At 63.2% G+C, this 14736-nt stretch carries 12 protein-coding genes; 5 read left to right on the forward strand and 7 right to left on the reverse strand.

Going from position 1 to position 14736, the window contains the following annotated elements; translation table 11 throughout:
* Positions 1–134: 134 nt before the first annotated feature.
* Positions 135–998 carry a DegV family protein gene (locus EIO64_RS14575; RefSeq protein WP_036630382.1) on the reverse strand — a complete coding sequence of 288 codons (864 nt, stop codon included), beginning with the start codon at positions 996–998 and terminating at the stop codon, positions 135–137.
* A 261-nt stretch (positions 999–1259) separates the two neighbouring features.
* On the opposite strand from EIO64_RS14575, the gene EIO64_RS14580 reads away from it, so the two are divergent.
* The 3 genes from EIO64_RS14580 to ftsH all read left to right on the forward strand — a co-directional run bounded on the left by EIO64_RS14580 (position 1260) and on the right by ftsH (position 4211).
* Positions 1260–1802: a TetR family transcriptional regulator gene (locus EIO64_RS14580; RefSeq protein ID WP_021749366.1), complete on the forward strand. Its 543-nt coding sequence runs from the start codon at positions 1260–1262 to the stop codon at positions 1800–1802.
* 148 nt (positions 1803–1950) lie between these two features.
* Positions 1951–2400, forward strand: a complete 450-nt coding sequence (locus EIO64_RS14585) for a hypothetical protein (RefSeq protein ID WP_136891535.1) — start codon at positions 1951–1953, stop codon at positions 2398–2400.
* On the forward strand, positions 2397–4211 hold the full coding sequence (ftsH, locus tag EIO64_RS14590; protein WP_021751877.1) for an ATP-dependent zinc metalloprotease FtsH: 1815 nt from the start codon (positions 2397–2399) through the stop codon (positions 4209–4211). The genes EIO64_RS14585 and ftsH overlap by 4 nt, the downstream gene beginning before the upstream one ends.
* A gap of 63 nt (positions 4212–4274) precedes the next feature.
* On the opposite strand, the gene EIO64_RS14595 is transcribed toward ftsH, so the two are convergent.
* Positions 4275–5093 (reverse strand): amidohydrolase family protein, encoded by an 819-nt coding sequence (locus EIO64_RS14595; RefSeq protein ID WP_021749362.1) that lies wholly within the window; start codon positions 5091–5093, stop codon positions 4275–4277.
* A gap of 129 nt (positions 5094–5222) precedes the next feature.
* Entirely contained in the window at positions 5223–5636 is a 414-nt protein-coding gene (locus EIO64_RS14600; protein WP_025543487.1) for a YjdF family protein, read from the reverse strand.
* Positions 5637–5927: 291 nt separating this feature from the next.
* Between EIO64_RS14600 and EIO64_RS14605 the strand changes: the two genes are divergently transcribed.
* Together EIO64_RS14605 and EIO64_RS14610 are read left to right on the forward strand one after the other, a co-directional pair.
* Positions 5928–6488 (forward strand): RNA polymerase sigma factor, encoded by a 561-nt coding sequence (locus tag EIO64_RS14605; RefSeq protein ID WP_025543485.1) that lies wholly within the window; start codon positions 5928–5930, stop codon positions 6486–6488.
* The gene (locus EIO64_RS14610; RefSeq protein ID WP_021749358.1) at positions 6485–7054 is read left to right on the forward strand and encodes a hypothetical protein; all 570 of its coding nucleotides are present in this window, start codon (positions 6485–6487) and stop codon (positions 7052–7054) included. The genes EIO64_RS14605 and EIO64_RS14610 overlap by 4 nt, the downstream gene beginning before the upstream one ends.
* Before the next feature lie 533 nt (positions 7055–7587).
* Here the strand turns inward: EIO64_RS14610 and EIO64_RS14615 are convergent.
* The 4 genes from EIO64_RS14615 to purD all read right to left on the reverse strand — a co-directional run bounded on the left by EIO64_RS14615 (position 7588) and on the right by purD (position 14718).
* Positions 7588–9102, reverse strand: a complete 1515-nt coding sequence (locus EIO64_RS14615; RefSeq protein WP_021749357.1) for an IMP dehydrogenase — start codon at positions 9100–9102, stop codon at positions 7588–7590.
* 41 nt (positions 9103–9143) lie between these two features.
* The gene (locus EIO64_RS14620; protein ID WP_021749356.1) at positions 9144–9632 is read right to left on the reverse strand and encodes a GNAT family N-acetyltransferase; all 489 of its coding nucleotides are present in this window, start codon (positions 9630–9632) and stop codon (positions 9144–9146) included.
* 63 nt (positions 9633–9695) lie between these two features.
* Positions 9696–13391, reverse strand: coding sequence for a phosphoribosylformylglycinamidine synthase (locus tag EIO64_RS14625; protein WP_136891536.1), 3696 nt, complete (start codon positions 13389–13391; stop codon positions 9696–9698).
* Positions 13392–13437: 46 nt separating this feature from the next.
* Positions 13438–14718 (reverse strand): phosphoribosylamine--glycine ligase, encoded by a 1281-nt coding sequence (gene purD, locus EIO64_RS14630; protein WP_025544890.1) that lies wholly within the window; start codon positions 14716–14718, stop codon positions 13438–13440.
* Between the last annotated feature and the right edge of the window lie 18 nt (positions 14719–14736).

Consider the following 14736-nt stretch of genomic DNA (forward strand, 5'->3'; position numbering starts at 1 on the left):
GTCCTGCGGCTTTTGCCGCAGGACTGCCTCTTTTCTTGAGCATAGAACTATAAAAGAGATATGATATATTTTGAGAAGACCCGGGGCCATTGGGCCGCCAGGTCCTTTTGTTTCCGATCCTTTATCTTCACGCTCTATTCCAGTCTCTGTACCGCGGCTCCCAGCACGCCGTCGCCGATGTAGACGCTCAACGTACCATCCAGCTCGCCGCTCCAGATGTGGTCGTAGTTTGGCAGGGCGGTGGTGAGCTTGCCCTGCAGAATCTCCATCTCCGCCGGAGCGCCGCCGTTGGCCACCGCCAGATTGTACCGCGCCGCGCCGTTGTGGGACTGCGTCACCAGCTCGATGAGCTTGCGGATCACCAGGTTCCGGCCCCGGACCTTGGCAATGGACTGGAGCTGCCCGTCGGCGGCGAAGGTGATGAGGGGCTTGATCTGGAGCATGGTGCCCGCCATGGCCGTCACCTTGCCGATGCGGCCGCCTTTCTGTAGATATTCCAGCGTGTCCACGGAGAAAAAGGGGAAGGTGTTCTGGATCAACCAAGGCACCCGGCGCTCTGTCAGCGTCTGCCAGTCCATCCCCTGCCGCAGCTCCTCTGCCAGCTGGAGGATCATCATACCGGTGCCCAGAGACCCGCTGACGGAGTCATACACCCGAATGGTCAGGTCCCTCCGCTCCTCCGCCAGCAGCCGCACCATGTTGTAGGTGCCGGATAGGCCGCCGGAGAGCATCAGGGCGATGACCCCGTCATACCCCGCCGCGGCGATGGCGTCAAAGGCGTCCGAAATGTCCTGAGCGGCGGGCAGGGAGGTCTGAGGCAGCTCTCCGGACCGCAGCCGGGCATAGATGTCGGCGGCGTGGATGTCTACGCCGTCCCGGTACTCTCCGTCTTTGCACAGGATCCGCAGGGGCACGACAAAGACCTGGTTTTCCGCCGCCAGTTGAGGGGAGAGGTCCGCGCAGGAATCCGTGAGCAGGGCGATTTTTTGGGGTGTCATGGTCACATCTCCAAACCTTTCTCTCATGCAGGGCCGGCAGACCTGTCCGCCGGATCGGATGATATGGTGTGCCCATTCCGTCACACCATATCAATATAACCTAGTATATGGAATGCTACCGTAAAAATCAAGAGGAAAATCCCCGTAGGGGAACAGGAAGCCCGTTCCTGTCTACTGGTGAAATTTTGTAGCGAGAGGACTTGCCAAAGGCGGCGGATTTCCGGTATGATAAAACACAGGATCTGAAAGGGAGGAAAGACCGTGCCGCTGGATGTGAAGGCCGCTGTGGCGGATGCACTGCTGGAGCTCATTCGCCGGAAGGATGCAGACAAGATCACCGTGAAGGACCTGGTGGAGGTCTGTGGGATCTCCCGTCAGACGTTTTACTACCACTTCAAGGACATTGTGGATGTGGTGGAGTGGGCGGCTCAGCAGGGAGTCCAGCGACTGGTGCGCGAGAGCCTGAACGCCGCCACCCCCCAGGAGGCCCTGGGCGTCTTCGTGGATTTTGCCGTAGAATCCCAGCCCCTGGTTCAGCGGCTGCTGAACTCCCAGCGGCGGGAGGCCATAGAGCGGATCATGGTGGACGCCACCCGTACATACCTGGCGGACAGCCTGCGGGAGCGGCGGGGAACGCCCGCCCTCCGGGCCGGGGACTGGAAGATTGCCCTGGATTTCTATGCCTATGGGATGACCGGACTGCTGCTGGAGAACTGCCGCCAGCGGGATCTGGACCGGCAGGAGCTGGCGGATCAGCTGTTCCGCCTGCTGTCCGGCGAGATGGTCCGCCCTCCGGAAACCTGACAGATGTGCCCGCGTGTCAAAGAGCTTGACACGCGGGCATTTTTGTCAGGACAGACAGCCTCCTCTGCCAGTGGCGCGCACGGAGCGGACGTGGTATAACCACAGCATGAGAGCGGAGACAGCGCAGTGACCGGAAAGGAGTGCGCGCATGGAATTGAGAGATGGAATGTTTGCCGTGAAGCTCTGCGAGCTGGAGCATCAGTACGGCCTGCTGAGAAGCCGCCTGGAGCTGTGCCAGGGGGCGGACCACGAGAAGATCCGGCACCTGCTGGCGGACGTGCTGGATGACTATCGGGAAAACGCCCTGCTGCTGGAGCAGAGCGCGGAGGGCTGCCGCTCCCCGGCAGTGGCGGAGCTGGCGGGCGTCCAGCGGGACTACTCCAAACGGATGGAGGAGCTGCTGCGGGACAGGCTGCCCCGCCTGATGCACGGGGAAGAGGACCCGCAGGAGGAGCGGGCGGAGGCAGCGGCCCTTTTCGCGGAGTACGCCATCGACTTCGCGGCCCAGGGCGTGCGCAGCGCCCTGCTGGCGGCCCTGGCCGCCATGGACCAACAGATGAACTGTGAGGAACAACAAGGAAAGGAACATCCCGTATGAAAGAAGTCAGACCCCCGAAACGGCCCTTGATTTTTTACTACTGCGTGGCCATGCTGATTCTGCTGCTGTTCAACTTCCTGGCCATGCCCTGGATGGCCCGCCAGCAGATCCAGGAGGTGGATTACGGCACCTTCATGGACATGGCGGAAAACCAGGATCTGGGCCAAGTGGAGATCCAGGAGCAGGAGAACCAGATCGTCTTTACCAACAAGGATGAGACCGCCGTCTACTCCACCGGCATGATCCCGGATCCGGACCTGAAACAGATGCTGAAGGACTCCGGCGCGGAGTTCTCCGGCCAAGTCATCCAGCAGACGGATCCCATCCTCAGCTTTCTGCTGACCTGGATCCTGCCCATCGTCATCTTTGTTGCCCTGGGGCAGTATCTCTCCCGGCGCATGATGAAGAACATGGGCGGCCCCAACGCCATGGCCTTCGGCAAGTCCAACGCCAAGGTGTATGTCAAGTCCTCTGAGGGCATCAAATTCTCCGACGTGGCCGGAGAGGACGAGGCCAAGGACAATCTCAAGGAGATCGTGGAGTACCTCCACGACCCAAAGAAGTATCAGGAGATCGGCGCCACCATGCCCAAGGGCATCCTGCTGGTAGGCCCTCCCGGCACCGGCAAGACCATGCTGGCCAAGGCCGTGGCAGGCGAGGCCAACGTGCCCTTCTTCTCCATCTCCGGCTCCGACTTCGTGGAAATGTTCGTGGGCATGGGCGCCAGCAAGGTGCGGGACCTGTTCAAGCAGGCCAAGGAGAAGGCCCCCTGCATCGTGTTCATCGACGAGATCGACGCCATCGGCCAGAAGCGGAATTCCGGCGCCTATGGCGGAAACGACGAGCGGGAGCAGACCCTGAACCAGCTGCTGACCGAGATGGACGGCTTTGAGGGCAATACCGGCGTCATCATCCTGGCGGCCACCAACCGGCCGGAGTCCCTGGACCCCGCCCTGACCCGGCCCGGCCGGTTTGACCGGCGGGTGCCGGTGGAGCTGCCGGACCTACAGGGCCGGGAGGATATTCTGAAGGTCCACGCCAAGAAGATCAAGGTGGCGGAGGACGTGGATTGGGGCAAGGTGGCCCGAATGGCATCCGGCGCCAGCGGCGCAGAGCTGGCCAACATCGTCAACGAGGCGGCGCTGCGGGCTGTCCGGGACGGCCGCCGCTTTGCTGCCCAGGCAGATCTGGAAGAGAGCATCGAGGTGGTCATCGCAGGCTACCAGAAGAAGAACGCCATCCTGACAGACCAGGAGAAGAAGGTGGTGGCCTACCACGAGATCGGCCACGCTTTGGTCGCGGCCAAGCAGACCAATTCCGCCCCTGTACAGAAGATCACCATCGTGCCCCGGACCTCCGGCGCCCTGGGCTACACCATGCAGGTGGAGGAGGGCAACCACTACCTGATGAGCCAGGAGGAGCTGGAGAACAAGATCGCCACGCTTACCGGCGGCCGGGCGGCGGAAGAGCTGGTCTTCCACTCCGCCTCCACCGGCGCCTCCAATGACATCGAGCAGGCCACCAAGCTGGCCCGGGCCATGATTACCCGGTACGGCATGAGCCCTGACTTTGACATGGTGGCCCTGGAGACAGTGCAAAATCAGTACTTGGGGGGCGACGCCTCCCTGGCCTGCTCCGCCGAGACTGCGGCGGAGATCGACCGGCAGGTGGTGGAGCTGGTGAAGCGCCAGCACGAAAAGGCCAACCGAATCCTCTCGGAGAACCGGGAGAAGCTGGACGAGCTGGCCCGGTATCTGTACGAAAAGGAGACGATTACCGGTGACGAGTTCATGGAGATCCTGAATCAGTGAGCATCCGATCCGTAAATCAGAAAAGAGGAGGCGCCCTTCGGCGCCTCCTCTTTTGCTGCCGTCTCACAGCCCCAGGCCGTAGATGCGGTTGGCGTTGTCAAAGAACACCGGCTCCCAGTGTGTCTCCGGCACCAGCCGGCGGATAAAGCCGATATATTCTCCCAGGTTGACAATGGGCCAGTCGGTCCCGAACATCACCTTGTCCCAGCACTGGATGGCCGTCAGCCAGGTGCGCAGCAGGAACACGTAGCCCGCCTGCTCCCGGAAATAGGCGTCCAGGTCCACCCGCCCCTCCAGAAGGCCGGACAGGTCGGCGGCCACATTGGGATTTTTCTCCACCACTGCCGCCGCGGCCTCCAGAAAGGGGTTGCCGAAGTGGCACATGACGAACTGGGTATCCGGATGGTCTGCCGCCACCTCATCCAGGGCCAGGGGGTGGCAGTATTTCAGATGGGCCCGGGAGAAGGCGGTCAGCCCCATGTGAACGGCCACCGGCTTACCGTAACGGGCTGCCAGGCGGTAGATGGGCTGGTACATGGGGTCCGACAGAGCGATCTTGTTGTACCCGGGGTACAGCTTCACGCCGCAGCAGTTGTCCCGCCGCAGGTGCGCCTCCACCCGGTCCGCCAGGTCCGGGATCACCCGGCTCCCGTCCTCCAGCAGGCTGCTGTCCAGGCCCACGCAGTAGTGGAACAGGTCTGTGGGGTAGTCGTGCCGCCGGAGCTCCAGACTGTGATTTCCCATCACCACGCCGTGGGCAATGTGCAGTTCTCCATAGACCTCCCGCAGATGGTCTACGTTGTTGTGATGGCCCACCTGCCGGGCCATCTCCTCGGCAGAATCTTCCGAAAACAGGTGCAGGTGGGCGTCGATGATCTTCATACCCGCAGTTCTCCTTCCAGTTCGCCCCGGTATCCAGCGGAGCGGCGATTTTTCAACACCGCTATTATAACAGAGTTTGCCGCCTTCGCAACCCCCGTATGAAAACGGTTCCCGAAAAAAGCACAGAGGTCAGTGACCTCTGTGCTTTTCCTTTCGACGCGCCTGCCGCAGCTGGAACTTCCGCGCTTCCTCCGCCTCCCGCTGTTGGCGGGTGCGGGCGAGACGGGCCTGCTTCCCCTGCTCCTGTTGGAGCTTCAGGGCCTGCTGGGCCTTGGTGCCGATCCCTGCGGCCTGGGTCATCCGCCGGGCCTCCCGCTGGCGCCGCTTGGGGCTTTTGGGAGGGGGCAGATGCTCTGTCCCTGGCCGGGGCGGGCTGAATCGCAGCGTCCGCCAGTGTTCCAGAAGATAGGCGTAGACCTCCTGGTCCCGGGGCTCCGCGCCGAAGACGATCCGGCAGACGGAGTACTCCGTGTCATCCTCCCGCTCGTACAGGCCGATCCAGAAGGGATCGTCGAACAGGATGGTGAGCCTGCTTGTGCCCATGCGTGTGTCCTCCTTTAAAGGTCTCGCACAAAGAACGGACAACCAAGGAGGCAGGTTACTGACGGCACATGGGCCGCTCCCGGACTACCAACCGGGACGTGTTTTTATCTTTGCGCTATCAGCATACCACAGCGGGCGCGGGATGGCAAGGCCGGGAGACAAAGCGTCCCTTTTCCCATCAGCCGCGGCGGTCGTATGATATGATAAAAGGGACCGAAACAAGCTGTAAGATTTGATCGCAAACCTTGTGTATATCAGTGAAGGGGTAAATAAGAAGCGAGGTGAAAGCCGATGGATGACACAACAATCGTCCAGTTATACTGGGATCGAGATGAGCGGGCCATCCCCGCCACATCCGGCAAATATGGAAACTACTGTAACTCGATCGCCTGGAACATCCTGGGCAATCGGGAAGACGCCGAAGAATGCGTCAATGATACCTATCTGTGTGCATGGACCTCTATGCCGCCCCACAGGCCCAGGGTTCTGTCCGCATTCCTGGGGAAGCTCACGAGAAACTTGTCCCTGAACCGATACAAGCATCATATCGCGGAGAAACGAGGCGGCGGAGAGGCCCCGGCTGTGCTGGATGAAATTGCGGAGCTCGTATCCGACACGGACAACGTGGAGCGGGCAGTGGACCGCAGGGAACTTGTAAGGGCGATCGACACTTTTTTGGAGAGGCTTCCAGCGGATAAGAGGCGCATTTTTGTCTGCCGGTACTGGTATTTCGATCCGGTTTCCAAGATCGCGTCCCGGTTTGGAATGACGGAGAACCATGTATCCGTAACACTGAATCGCCTCCGGCTGAAATTACACAACTATCTTCAGGAAAGGGGCTTTGACCTGTGAAAAGAGAGGAATTTTGCGAAGTCCTCGGTGACATCAATGAGAACTATGTGAAAGAGGCCGGAGCAAATCCCAAAGCCGAGAAGCGGAGGCGGTTTAAGTGGAAAGTGATCGCGGCCTGTTTATGCCTGCTGCTTGCGGCGCCGCTGACCGTATTCGCCATGGATACCATTCAGTATCATGCGGCAGTGGATTATCTGCGTTCCCTCGGGATCCCCGTTGAAGATCTGAGCGACTACTCCCGCACGGAAATCAAAGAGGCCGTGAAAACGATGGATGCGGGAGAAAGCAGCCTGCTGACGGAAGAAATTCTGAACCTGCTGCCAGATAGCGGAGAACCGATACAAAGGCCAACACAGGTGACATCAGAACAGGTCAGGGAATTGACACCGACCATGACGCGAGAAGAGGTCCTTTCATTTTTGGGCGATACCCAGGACATCGGTTCCGGCATTTACATATATATTTATAAAGTAGACGGAGAAGCACTGCTGCGGATCCCGTTTGCAAGTGATGAAGCGCAGCTGGGGGTCACAGGAGAAGAACTATTAAAGACCTTATCCCCGTAAGGGCGCAGGAAGGGCTGATGCGGAAACGTCCCGTTATTTCCCTCCCAAAAAGGGCGGCCCCTACGACCGCCAGGGGAGCGCGCAGCGACTGCGCATCCGTTGACGGCTGTGCCGCCTTACGGTTGCGGCGTGCCCGATGCGGGCAAGCGGAGCGCGCAGAAGGAGGGAAACCAGCGGAACACTGGTGTCGCAAATACTGAGAGCGCCGCAGCGCGAGACAGAAAAACAGAGGCAGATCGAAGGCGTCCTTACACCCTGATTTTGGTCGGCACTTCGCCGCGGGAATCAACTGCCAAGTCTCTGCGGCACTCCGCCGCGCCCGCCGGGATGCCATCGTAAACCCGCAGGCACCCTCTCATGCCGCCCCCATACAGCAACTTTGCATGCACGTGCCGGAGCGCGACAAAAGGCGTTCTTTTGGAATGTGCATTGGGACAAGCCGTCATCGCGGCTGAATCCCCCTATGTGGGACCCATAAAAAAGCGGCTGGCCTTCCGTCCAGCCGCCTCGTATTTTCTGGCAGGAAAAATCTCTCAGCTCCGCTGATTCCCCGAATTGGTGGTGTCCTTCAGCAGCACGTCATGGGCTCCGCCCTCCACAATGGAGACGGAGGACACCAGGGTCAACTTGGCCTTCTCCCGCAGTTCCGGGATGGTCAGCGCGCCGCAGTTGCACATGGTGGACCGCACCTTGGAAAGGGTGGTGGCCATGCCGTCCGACAGCTTGCCGGCATAGGGCACGTAGGAGTCCACGCCCTCCTCGAAGGAGAGCTTGGCCGCTCCGCCCAGGTCGTACCGCTGCCAGTTCCTGGCCCGGGCGCTGCCCTCGCCCCAGTACTCCTTCATATAGCTGCCGCCGATCAGCACCTTGCTGGTGGGGGACTCGTCGAACCGGGAGAAATACCGCCCCAGCATACAGAAGTCCGCGCCCATGGCCAGGGCCAGGGTGATGTGGTAGTCCTGGACAATGCCGCCGTCGGCACAGATGGGCACGTAGACGCCGGTCTCGGCAAAATACCGGTCCCGCTCTGCCGCCACATCGATGACCGCCGTGGCCTGGCCCCGGCCGATGCCTTTGGTCTCCCGGGTGATGCAGATGGAGCCGCCGCCGATGCCCACCTTCACGAAGTCGGCACCGCAATCCGCCAGGAAGCGGAAGCCCTCGCCATCCACCACGTTGCCGGCGCCCACCTTCACGGTGTCGCCATAGCGGGAGCGAATCCAGGCCAGGGTCCGCTTCTGCCACTCGGAGTAGCCCTCGGAGGAGTCGATCACCAGCACGTCCGCGCCGGCCTCCACCAGGGCGGGCACCCGTTCCTCATAGTCCCGGGAGTTGATGCCGGCGCCCACCACATACCGCTTCTGACTGTCCAGCAGCTCCAGGGGGTTGCCCTTGTGGGAGTCGTAGTCCTTCCGGAACACGAAGCTCACCAGATGCCCGCCGGCGGAGACGATGGGCAGGGCGTTGAGCTTGTGGTCCCAGATGATATCATTGGCGGCCTTCAGGCTGGTGCCCTCCGGGGCGGAGACGATTTTCTCCGCCGGGGTCATGAATTCGCTGACCGGGGTGGCCGGGTCCATGCGGCTCACCCGGTAGTCCCGGCTGGTGACGAGGCCCAGCAGCTTTCCGGTGCCGGTGCCGTCATCCGTGACCGCCATGGTGGAGTGGCCGGTCCGTTCCTTCAAGGCCAGCACGTCCGCCAGCGTGTCCCCCAGGCGGAGATTGGAGTCGCTGATGACAAAGCCCGCCTTGTAGTTCTTCACCCTCCGTACCATCTCCGCCTGCTGCTCGATGGGCTGGGAGACATAGATGAAGGCGATGCCGCCCTCCTTCGCCAGGGCGATGCCCATCTGCTCTCCGGATACCGCCTGCATGACGGCGGAGACCATGGGCACGTTCATGGTGAGAGCGGGCTCCTCCCCCCGCCGGTACTTCACCACCGGGGTCTTGAGGGAGACGTTTGCGGGAATGCACTCCGCGGAGGAGTAGCCGGGCACCAGCAGGTACTCACTGAAGGTACGGGAGGGCTCGGAGAAAAAATAAGCCATAGGGCCACCTCATTTCATCAGATTTCAAGTGGAAGCTGGATTTACAGGTCCAGCTGGAAAAACAGTGTGGACTCCACAGGACTGTCGTTGTAGCAGGGGATCTCGTAAAATCCCAGCTGCCGGTAGAGGCGGACGGCATCCTCCAGAACCGGCAGGGTGTCCAGCAGCATACAGCGGTAGCCGATCTGCCGCGCGTCCTCTGTGATCCGGCGGATCAGCTGCCGGGCAAGCCCCCGGCCCCGGTACTGCGGCTGGACGTACAGGCGCTTCATTTCGCATCGCTCGCCGTCCAGCCGCCGCAGGGCGATACAGCCCGCCGCCCGCCCGTCCACCCGGGCCAGGTACAGCCGTCCGTCCGGCGGGGCGTACTTGGCGGCGGGGGCGCGCAGCTCGTCCGCATAGTGCTGGATGTCCAGATAGATTTGAAAAGCTGGGTCGTGCGTCACCAGCATGGCGGTGTACGCCTCAAACAGGGCCCGAACGTCTGAGAGGGCATTATAGGCCGGTTCGATCACAACGGTTGAATCCATATTCAAGCACCTCCCGGCGGATGTTTCAGATATGATACCCGGTTCCGGCCGGTCTGTCAACCGTTAGAGAGAAAAATAGTCCTTTGCGGCATCGAACAGGCCAAGATCGTAATTCCCCGGGATATTTCGGTACAGGCAGGGCCCCACCCGCTCGGCGTGCCCCATCTTGCCGAAGACCCGGCCGTCGGGTGAGGTGATGCCCTCTACCGACCAGACGGAGCCGTTGGGGTTGCCGTCGATATCCATGGTGGGATGGCCGTCCAGATCCACGTACTGGGTGGCGATCTGGCCGTTTTCCGCCAACTGTGCCAAGAGATCCGGCGGGCAGAGGAACCGCCCTTCCCCGTGGGAGATGGGGACGCTGACGATGTCCCCCACCTGGACCTTGGTCAGCCAGGGGGACCGGTTGGAGGCCACCCGGGTCCGGACGATCCGGGACTGGTGGCGGCCGATGACATTGTAAGTCAGCGTGGGGCAGGCGGCATCTGTGTCCCGGATTTCTCCGAAGGGGACCAGCCCCAGCTTGATGAGGGCCTGGAAGCCGTTGCAGATGCCCAGGACGAGGCCATCCCGGTTTTGCAGCAGGTCCATCACCGCGTCTGCGGCCTGGGGGGACCGGAGAAAGGCGGTGATGAACTTGCCGGAGCCGTCGGGCTCGTCGCCGCCGGAGAAGCCGCCGGGCAGGAAGAGGATCTGACTGCTCCGGGCTGCCTGGGCAAACCGGGCGGCGGATGCCGCCACATGGTCCGGTGTCTGATTATTCAGCACCAGGATCTGCGGCTCCAGGCCAGCCCGTAGCGCCGCCCGGGCGCTGTCGTACTCGCAGTTGGTGCCGGGAAACACAGGAATCAGCACCTTTGGCTTTGCCGTGCCTGTCCGGGGAGCGGCGCGGGAGAAGGCCGGGGCCTCCAGTACCGGCACCAGCGCAGGATCGGCAGGGACTCGGCTGGGGTATACATCCTCCAGCACGGACTCGTTCAGGGAGAGCAGCTCGTCGATGGAGACGCTGTCAGCGCCGGTGGTGAGGACCGGCTCCGCCGTGGTGGTGCCCAGCCTGACGGCGCAGAGGAGGTCTGTGTCCTCCGTCAGCTCCGCCACAATGGCGCCAGGGCACGGCAGGTCCCAGGCGATCTCACGCCCCTCGGCCTGAAAGCCGATGGAGTTACCGAAGGACATCTGCATAATCCCCTCGGCGATGCCGTGCTCCACCGCCCAGGCGGAGCACACCCTGCCCGCCCGGCAAAGCTGGTGGAAGGTCTCCCAGGCTTCCCTCTGGCTCTGGGCGCCGCCGTTGGCGGGAGCAAAGAGGTACACCGGATGTCCCGCCTCCTTGAACTCGGGGGAGAGCACCTCCCCGGCCCGGATGGGGGCGATGGCAAAGGAGATGAGGGTAGGGGGCACGTCCAGATCGTTGAAGGTGCCGGACATGGAGTCCTTGCCGCCGATGGCCGCCGCGCCGAAGTCCAGCTGGGCGTCCAGAGCCCCCAGCAGGGCGGCGAAGGGCTTGCCCCAGCGTGCGGGGTCCTCCCGGAGCTTTTCAAAGAACTCCTGGAGGGTGAGGTAGGCCCTTCGATAGTCTGCCCCGGCGGCCACCAGCTTGGCAAGGGAGGTGACCACACCGTTATAGGCCCCCCGGTAGGGGTCCGCCGCCATAGCCTCCGGGTCGAAGCCCCAGGCCATAACGCTGGCCTGGTCCGTCTCCTGCCCCGGCAGCACCGGCAGAAGGGCGGCCATCACCTGGGCGGGGGTTCTCTGATTTCTGCCGCCGAAGGGCATCAACACGCTGCCACAGCCGATGGTGGAATCGAACCGCTCCGCCAGCCCTCTGCGGGAGGCGGACGCCAGACTGGAGGCTATGGAGCGGAGGGAGGAGTTTTCGGCATCCTGGGAGACCGGGGACGCGGGAATGGGGGCAGGAACCGCCGCCCGGGCGTGCTTCACGGCGCCGTTGGTGTTCAGGAAGTCCCGGCTCAGGTCCACGATGGTCCTGCCCCGCCAGCGCATCACCATCCGGGGGGACGCCGTCACCACCGCCACGGGGTACGCTTCCAGATTCTCCGCCTCCGCGGCGGCGATGAATCGGTCTGCGTTTGACCGGGCCACCACCACTGCCATTCGCTCCTGGGACTCGGAGATGGCCAGCTCTGTGCCGTCCAGGCCGTCGTACTTCTTCCGCACTGCGTCCAGATCGATATCCAGGCCGTCCGCCAGCTCACCCACGGCCACGGATACGCCGCCTGCGCCGAAGTCGTTGCACCGCTTGATGAGCCGGGTGACATTCCCATCCCGGAACAGCCGCTGGATCTTCCGCTCCTCCGGGGCGTTGCCCTTCTGGACCTCGCTGGCCATGGTGGTGAGAGACTGCCTGTTGTGGCTCTTGGAGGAGCCGGTGGCGCCGCCGATGCCGTCCCGGCCGGTGCGCCCCCCCAGCAGGATCACCACGTCCCCGGGCTGGGGCCGTTCGCGGACCACATTCTCCGCCGGGGCGGCGGCCACCACCACGCCGCACTCCAAATGCTTGGCGATGTAGCCGGGGTGATATACCTCGCTGACCAGCCCTGTGGCCAGGCCGATCTGGTTGCCGTAGGAGGAGTAGCCCGCCGCGGCGGTCTGGGCGAGCTTGCGCTGGGGCAGCTTGCCGGACAGGGTCTCCGCCACCGGCGTCCGGGGGTCGCCGCAGCCGGTGAGCCGCATGGCCTGGTGGACGTAGGCCCGGCCGGACAGGGGATCCCGGATGCAGCCGCCGATGCAGGTGGCCGCGCCGCCGAAGGGCTCGATCTCCGTGGGGTGGTTGTGGGTTTCGTTCTTGAACATCAGCAGCCAGTCCTGGGGCTTGTCGTTCACCTGGGCGGCGACATGGATGGAGCAGGCGTTGATCTCCTCACTCTCGTCAATTTCCGGCAGAAGCCCCCGTCGCTTCAGCACCTTGGCGCCGATGGTGGCGATATCCATGAGGGTCTGTGGCCGCTGGGCAGCTTTCTCTGTCCCATAGACCTCCTCCCGGGCGGCCAGATACCGGTTATAGGCGGCCTGGACCGCCGGATCGTTGATCTCCACGTGGTCCAGATGGGTGGAGAACGTGGTGTGGCGGCAGTGGTCGGACCAGTAGGTGTCCACCACCCGGATCTCCGTCAGGGTGGGGTCCCGGCGCTCCGAGTCCCGGAAGTATGCCTGGAGGAACGACAGGTCCTCCAGGTCCATGGCGAGACCCAGCCGCGCCAGCAGGGTATCCAGGCCCGCCCGGTCCAGGGCAGTGAAGCCCGTGACCGTTTCCACGTCTGCCGGGACGGCGGTCTCTGCCGCCAGCCGCTCCGGCAGGTCCAAAGACGCCTCCCGGCACTCCACGGGGTTGAGGACATACCGCTTCACCGCGTCCACATCCGCCGCCGTCAGGGGACCGAAGAGCAGATAGATCCTGGCGGTGCGGACCGTGGGCCGCTCCTCCTGAGTCATCAGCTGAATACACTGGGCGGCGGAGTCCGCCCGCTGGTCGAACTGTCCCGGCAGGGGCTCCACGCCGAAGGCGATGCAGTCCCCGGCGGGCAGGGCTGCGGCAGTATCGTCCACCTGAGGCTCAGAGAACACTGTCCCCACCGCCCGGCGGAAGGCGGCCTCGTCCAGGCCCTCCACGTCATAGCGGTTCAGCAGGCGCAGGTCCTCCAAGGCGGAGACGCCCACCACGGTCTGCAGCTCGTGCAGCAGGCCCCGGGCCTCCTGCCGGAGCCCCGGCTTCTTTTCCACATAGATCCGTCTTACCATCGTATGACCTCCCGGCGCCGGTTGGGCGCTCATCAAAATATGCGTTTCAGTCCGCCAGAGCCGCCAGAGCCCGCTGGCCGATGTCATGGCGCAGGTATTTGCCGTCAAAGTCCACCGCCCTGGCGGCGGCGTAGGCGTCGTGCAAAGCCTGCCGCAAAGTGGGACCGGTGGCGGTGACGCCCAGTACCCGGCCGCCGCTGGTGACCAGCTGCCCATTCTCGTCCAGTCTGTCCCCGGCGTGGTAGATGGTCACGTTTCCCGGTGCCGACGCGGGCAGAGAGATGGGCTTACCCTTTTCGTAGTGCCCTGGATACCCGCCGGAGGCCAAGATCACACAGGCGGCGGAGGCGTGCCGCCATTCCACGGTGAGCGATCCCAGGGTCTCGCTTTCCACCGCCTGCATGACCGTCAGCAGGTCTGTTTTCAGCAGGGGCAGCACCACCTGGGTCTCCGGGTCCCCGAAGCGGCAGTTGTACTCGATGACCTTGGGCCCGTCCGGGGTCAGCATCAAACCGAAGTACAGGCAGCCCTTGAAGGGGCAGCTTTCCGCCCGCATGGCGGCCAGAGTGGGCAGGAAGATGGTGTCCATGCACACTCGGGCGATGTCCTCGGTGTAGCAGGGGTTGGGAGCCACGGTGCCCATGCCGCCGGTGTTGGGGCCAGTATCTCCGTCCCCCACCCGCTTGTGGTCCATGGAGGACACCATGGGGGCGATGGCGGTGCCGTCGGTGAAAGCCAGGACGCTGACCTCCGGGCCAGTCAAAAACTCCTCGATCACCACCCGGCTGCCGGAGTCCCCGAAGGCCCGGTCCTCCATCATGGTCCTGACGGCATCCTCTGCCTCTTCATAGGACCGGGAGATCAGCACGCCCTTGCCCAGGGCCAGACCGTCCGCCTTGATGACGATGGGGAAGGAGGCGGTTTTCAAATAGGCGAGCGCCGCAGCGGGCGTATCGAACACCTCATATCGGGCGGTGGGGATGTGATATTTTTTCATCAGGTCCTTGGCAAAGACCTTGCTGGACTCGATCCGGGCGGCTCTGGCGTCCGGCCCGAAGCAGGGGATGCCCGCGGCGTGGAGGGCGTCCACACACCCCAGAGCCAGAGGATCGTCCGGCGCCACCACCGCGAACCCCACGGCGTGGGAGACGGCGAAGTCCACAATAGCGCCGATGTCTGTGGCGCTGATCTGCGGCACACAAACGGCGTCAGCGGCGATGCCGCCGTTGCCCGGCAGGGCGTAAATCGTCTCCACCACCGGATTTTCTTTCAGTTTTTTGATGATGGCGTGCTCCCGGCCGCCGCCGCCTACTACGAGAAGATCCATCGAATCGTCCTCCTTGCT

The organism is Dysosmobacter welbionis (assembly GCF_005121165.3).
Taxonomy (GTDB): domain Bacteria; phylum Bacillota; class Clostridia; order Oscillospirales; family Oscillospiraceae; genus Oscillibacter; species Oscillibacter welbionis.

Bases quoted from the DNA above. Each gene is read 5' to 3' on its own strand.
- EIO64_RS14575 (WP_036630382.1), bottom strand. From the start codon at position 998: ATGACACCCCAAAAAATCGCCCTGCTCACGGATTCCTGCGCGGACCTC.
- EIO64_RS14585 (WP_136891535.1), top strand. From the start codon at position 1,951: ATGGAATTGAGAGATGGAATGTTTGCCGTGAAGCTCTGCGAGCTGGAG.
- ftsH (WP_021751877.1), top strand. From the start codon at position 2,397: ATGAAAGAAGTCAGACCCCCGAAACGGCCCTTGATTTTTTACTACTGC.
- EIO64_RS14595 (WP_021749362.1), bottom strand. From the start codon at position 5,093: ATGAAGATCATCGACGCCCACCTGCACCTGTTTTCGGAAGATTCTGCC.
- EIO64_RS14600 (WP_025543487.1), bottom strand. From the start codon at position 5,636: ATGGGCACAAGCAGGCTCACCATCCTGTTCGACGATCCCTTCTGGATC.
- EIO64_RS14605 (WP_025543485.1), top strand. From the start codon at position 5,928: ATGGATGACACAACAATCGTCCAGTTATACTGGGATCGAGATGAGCGG.
- EIO64_RS14615 (WP_021749357.1), bottom strand. From the start codon at position 9,102: ATGGCTTATTTTTTCTCCGAGCCCTCCCGTACCTTCAGTGAGTACCTG.
- EIO64_RS14620 (WP_021749356.1), bottom strand. From the start codon at position 9,632: ATGGATTCAACCGTTGTGATCGAACCGGCCTATAATGCCCTCTCAGAC.
- EIO64_RS14625 (WP_136891536.1), bottom strand. From the start codon at position 13,391: ATGGTAAGACGGATCTATGTGGAAAAGAAGCCGGGGCTCCGGCAGGAG.
- purD (WP_025544890.1), bottom strand. From the start codon at position 14,718: ATGGATCTTCTCGTAGTAGGCGGCGGCGGCCGGGAGCACGCCATCATC.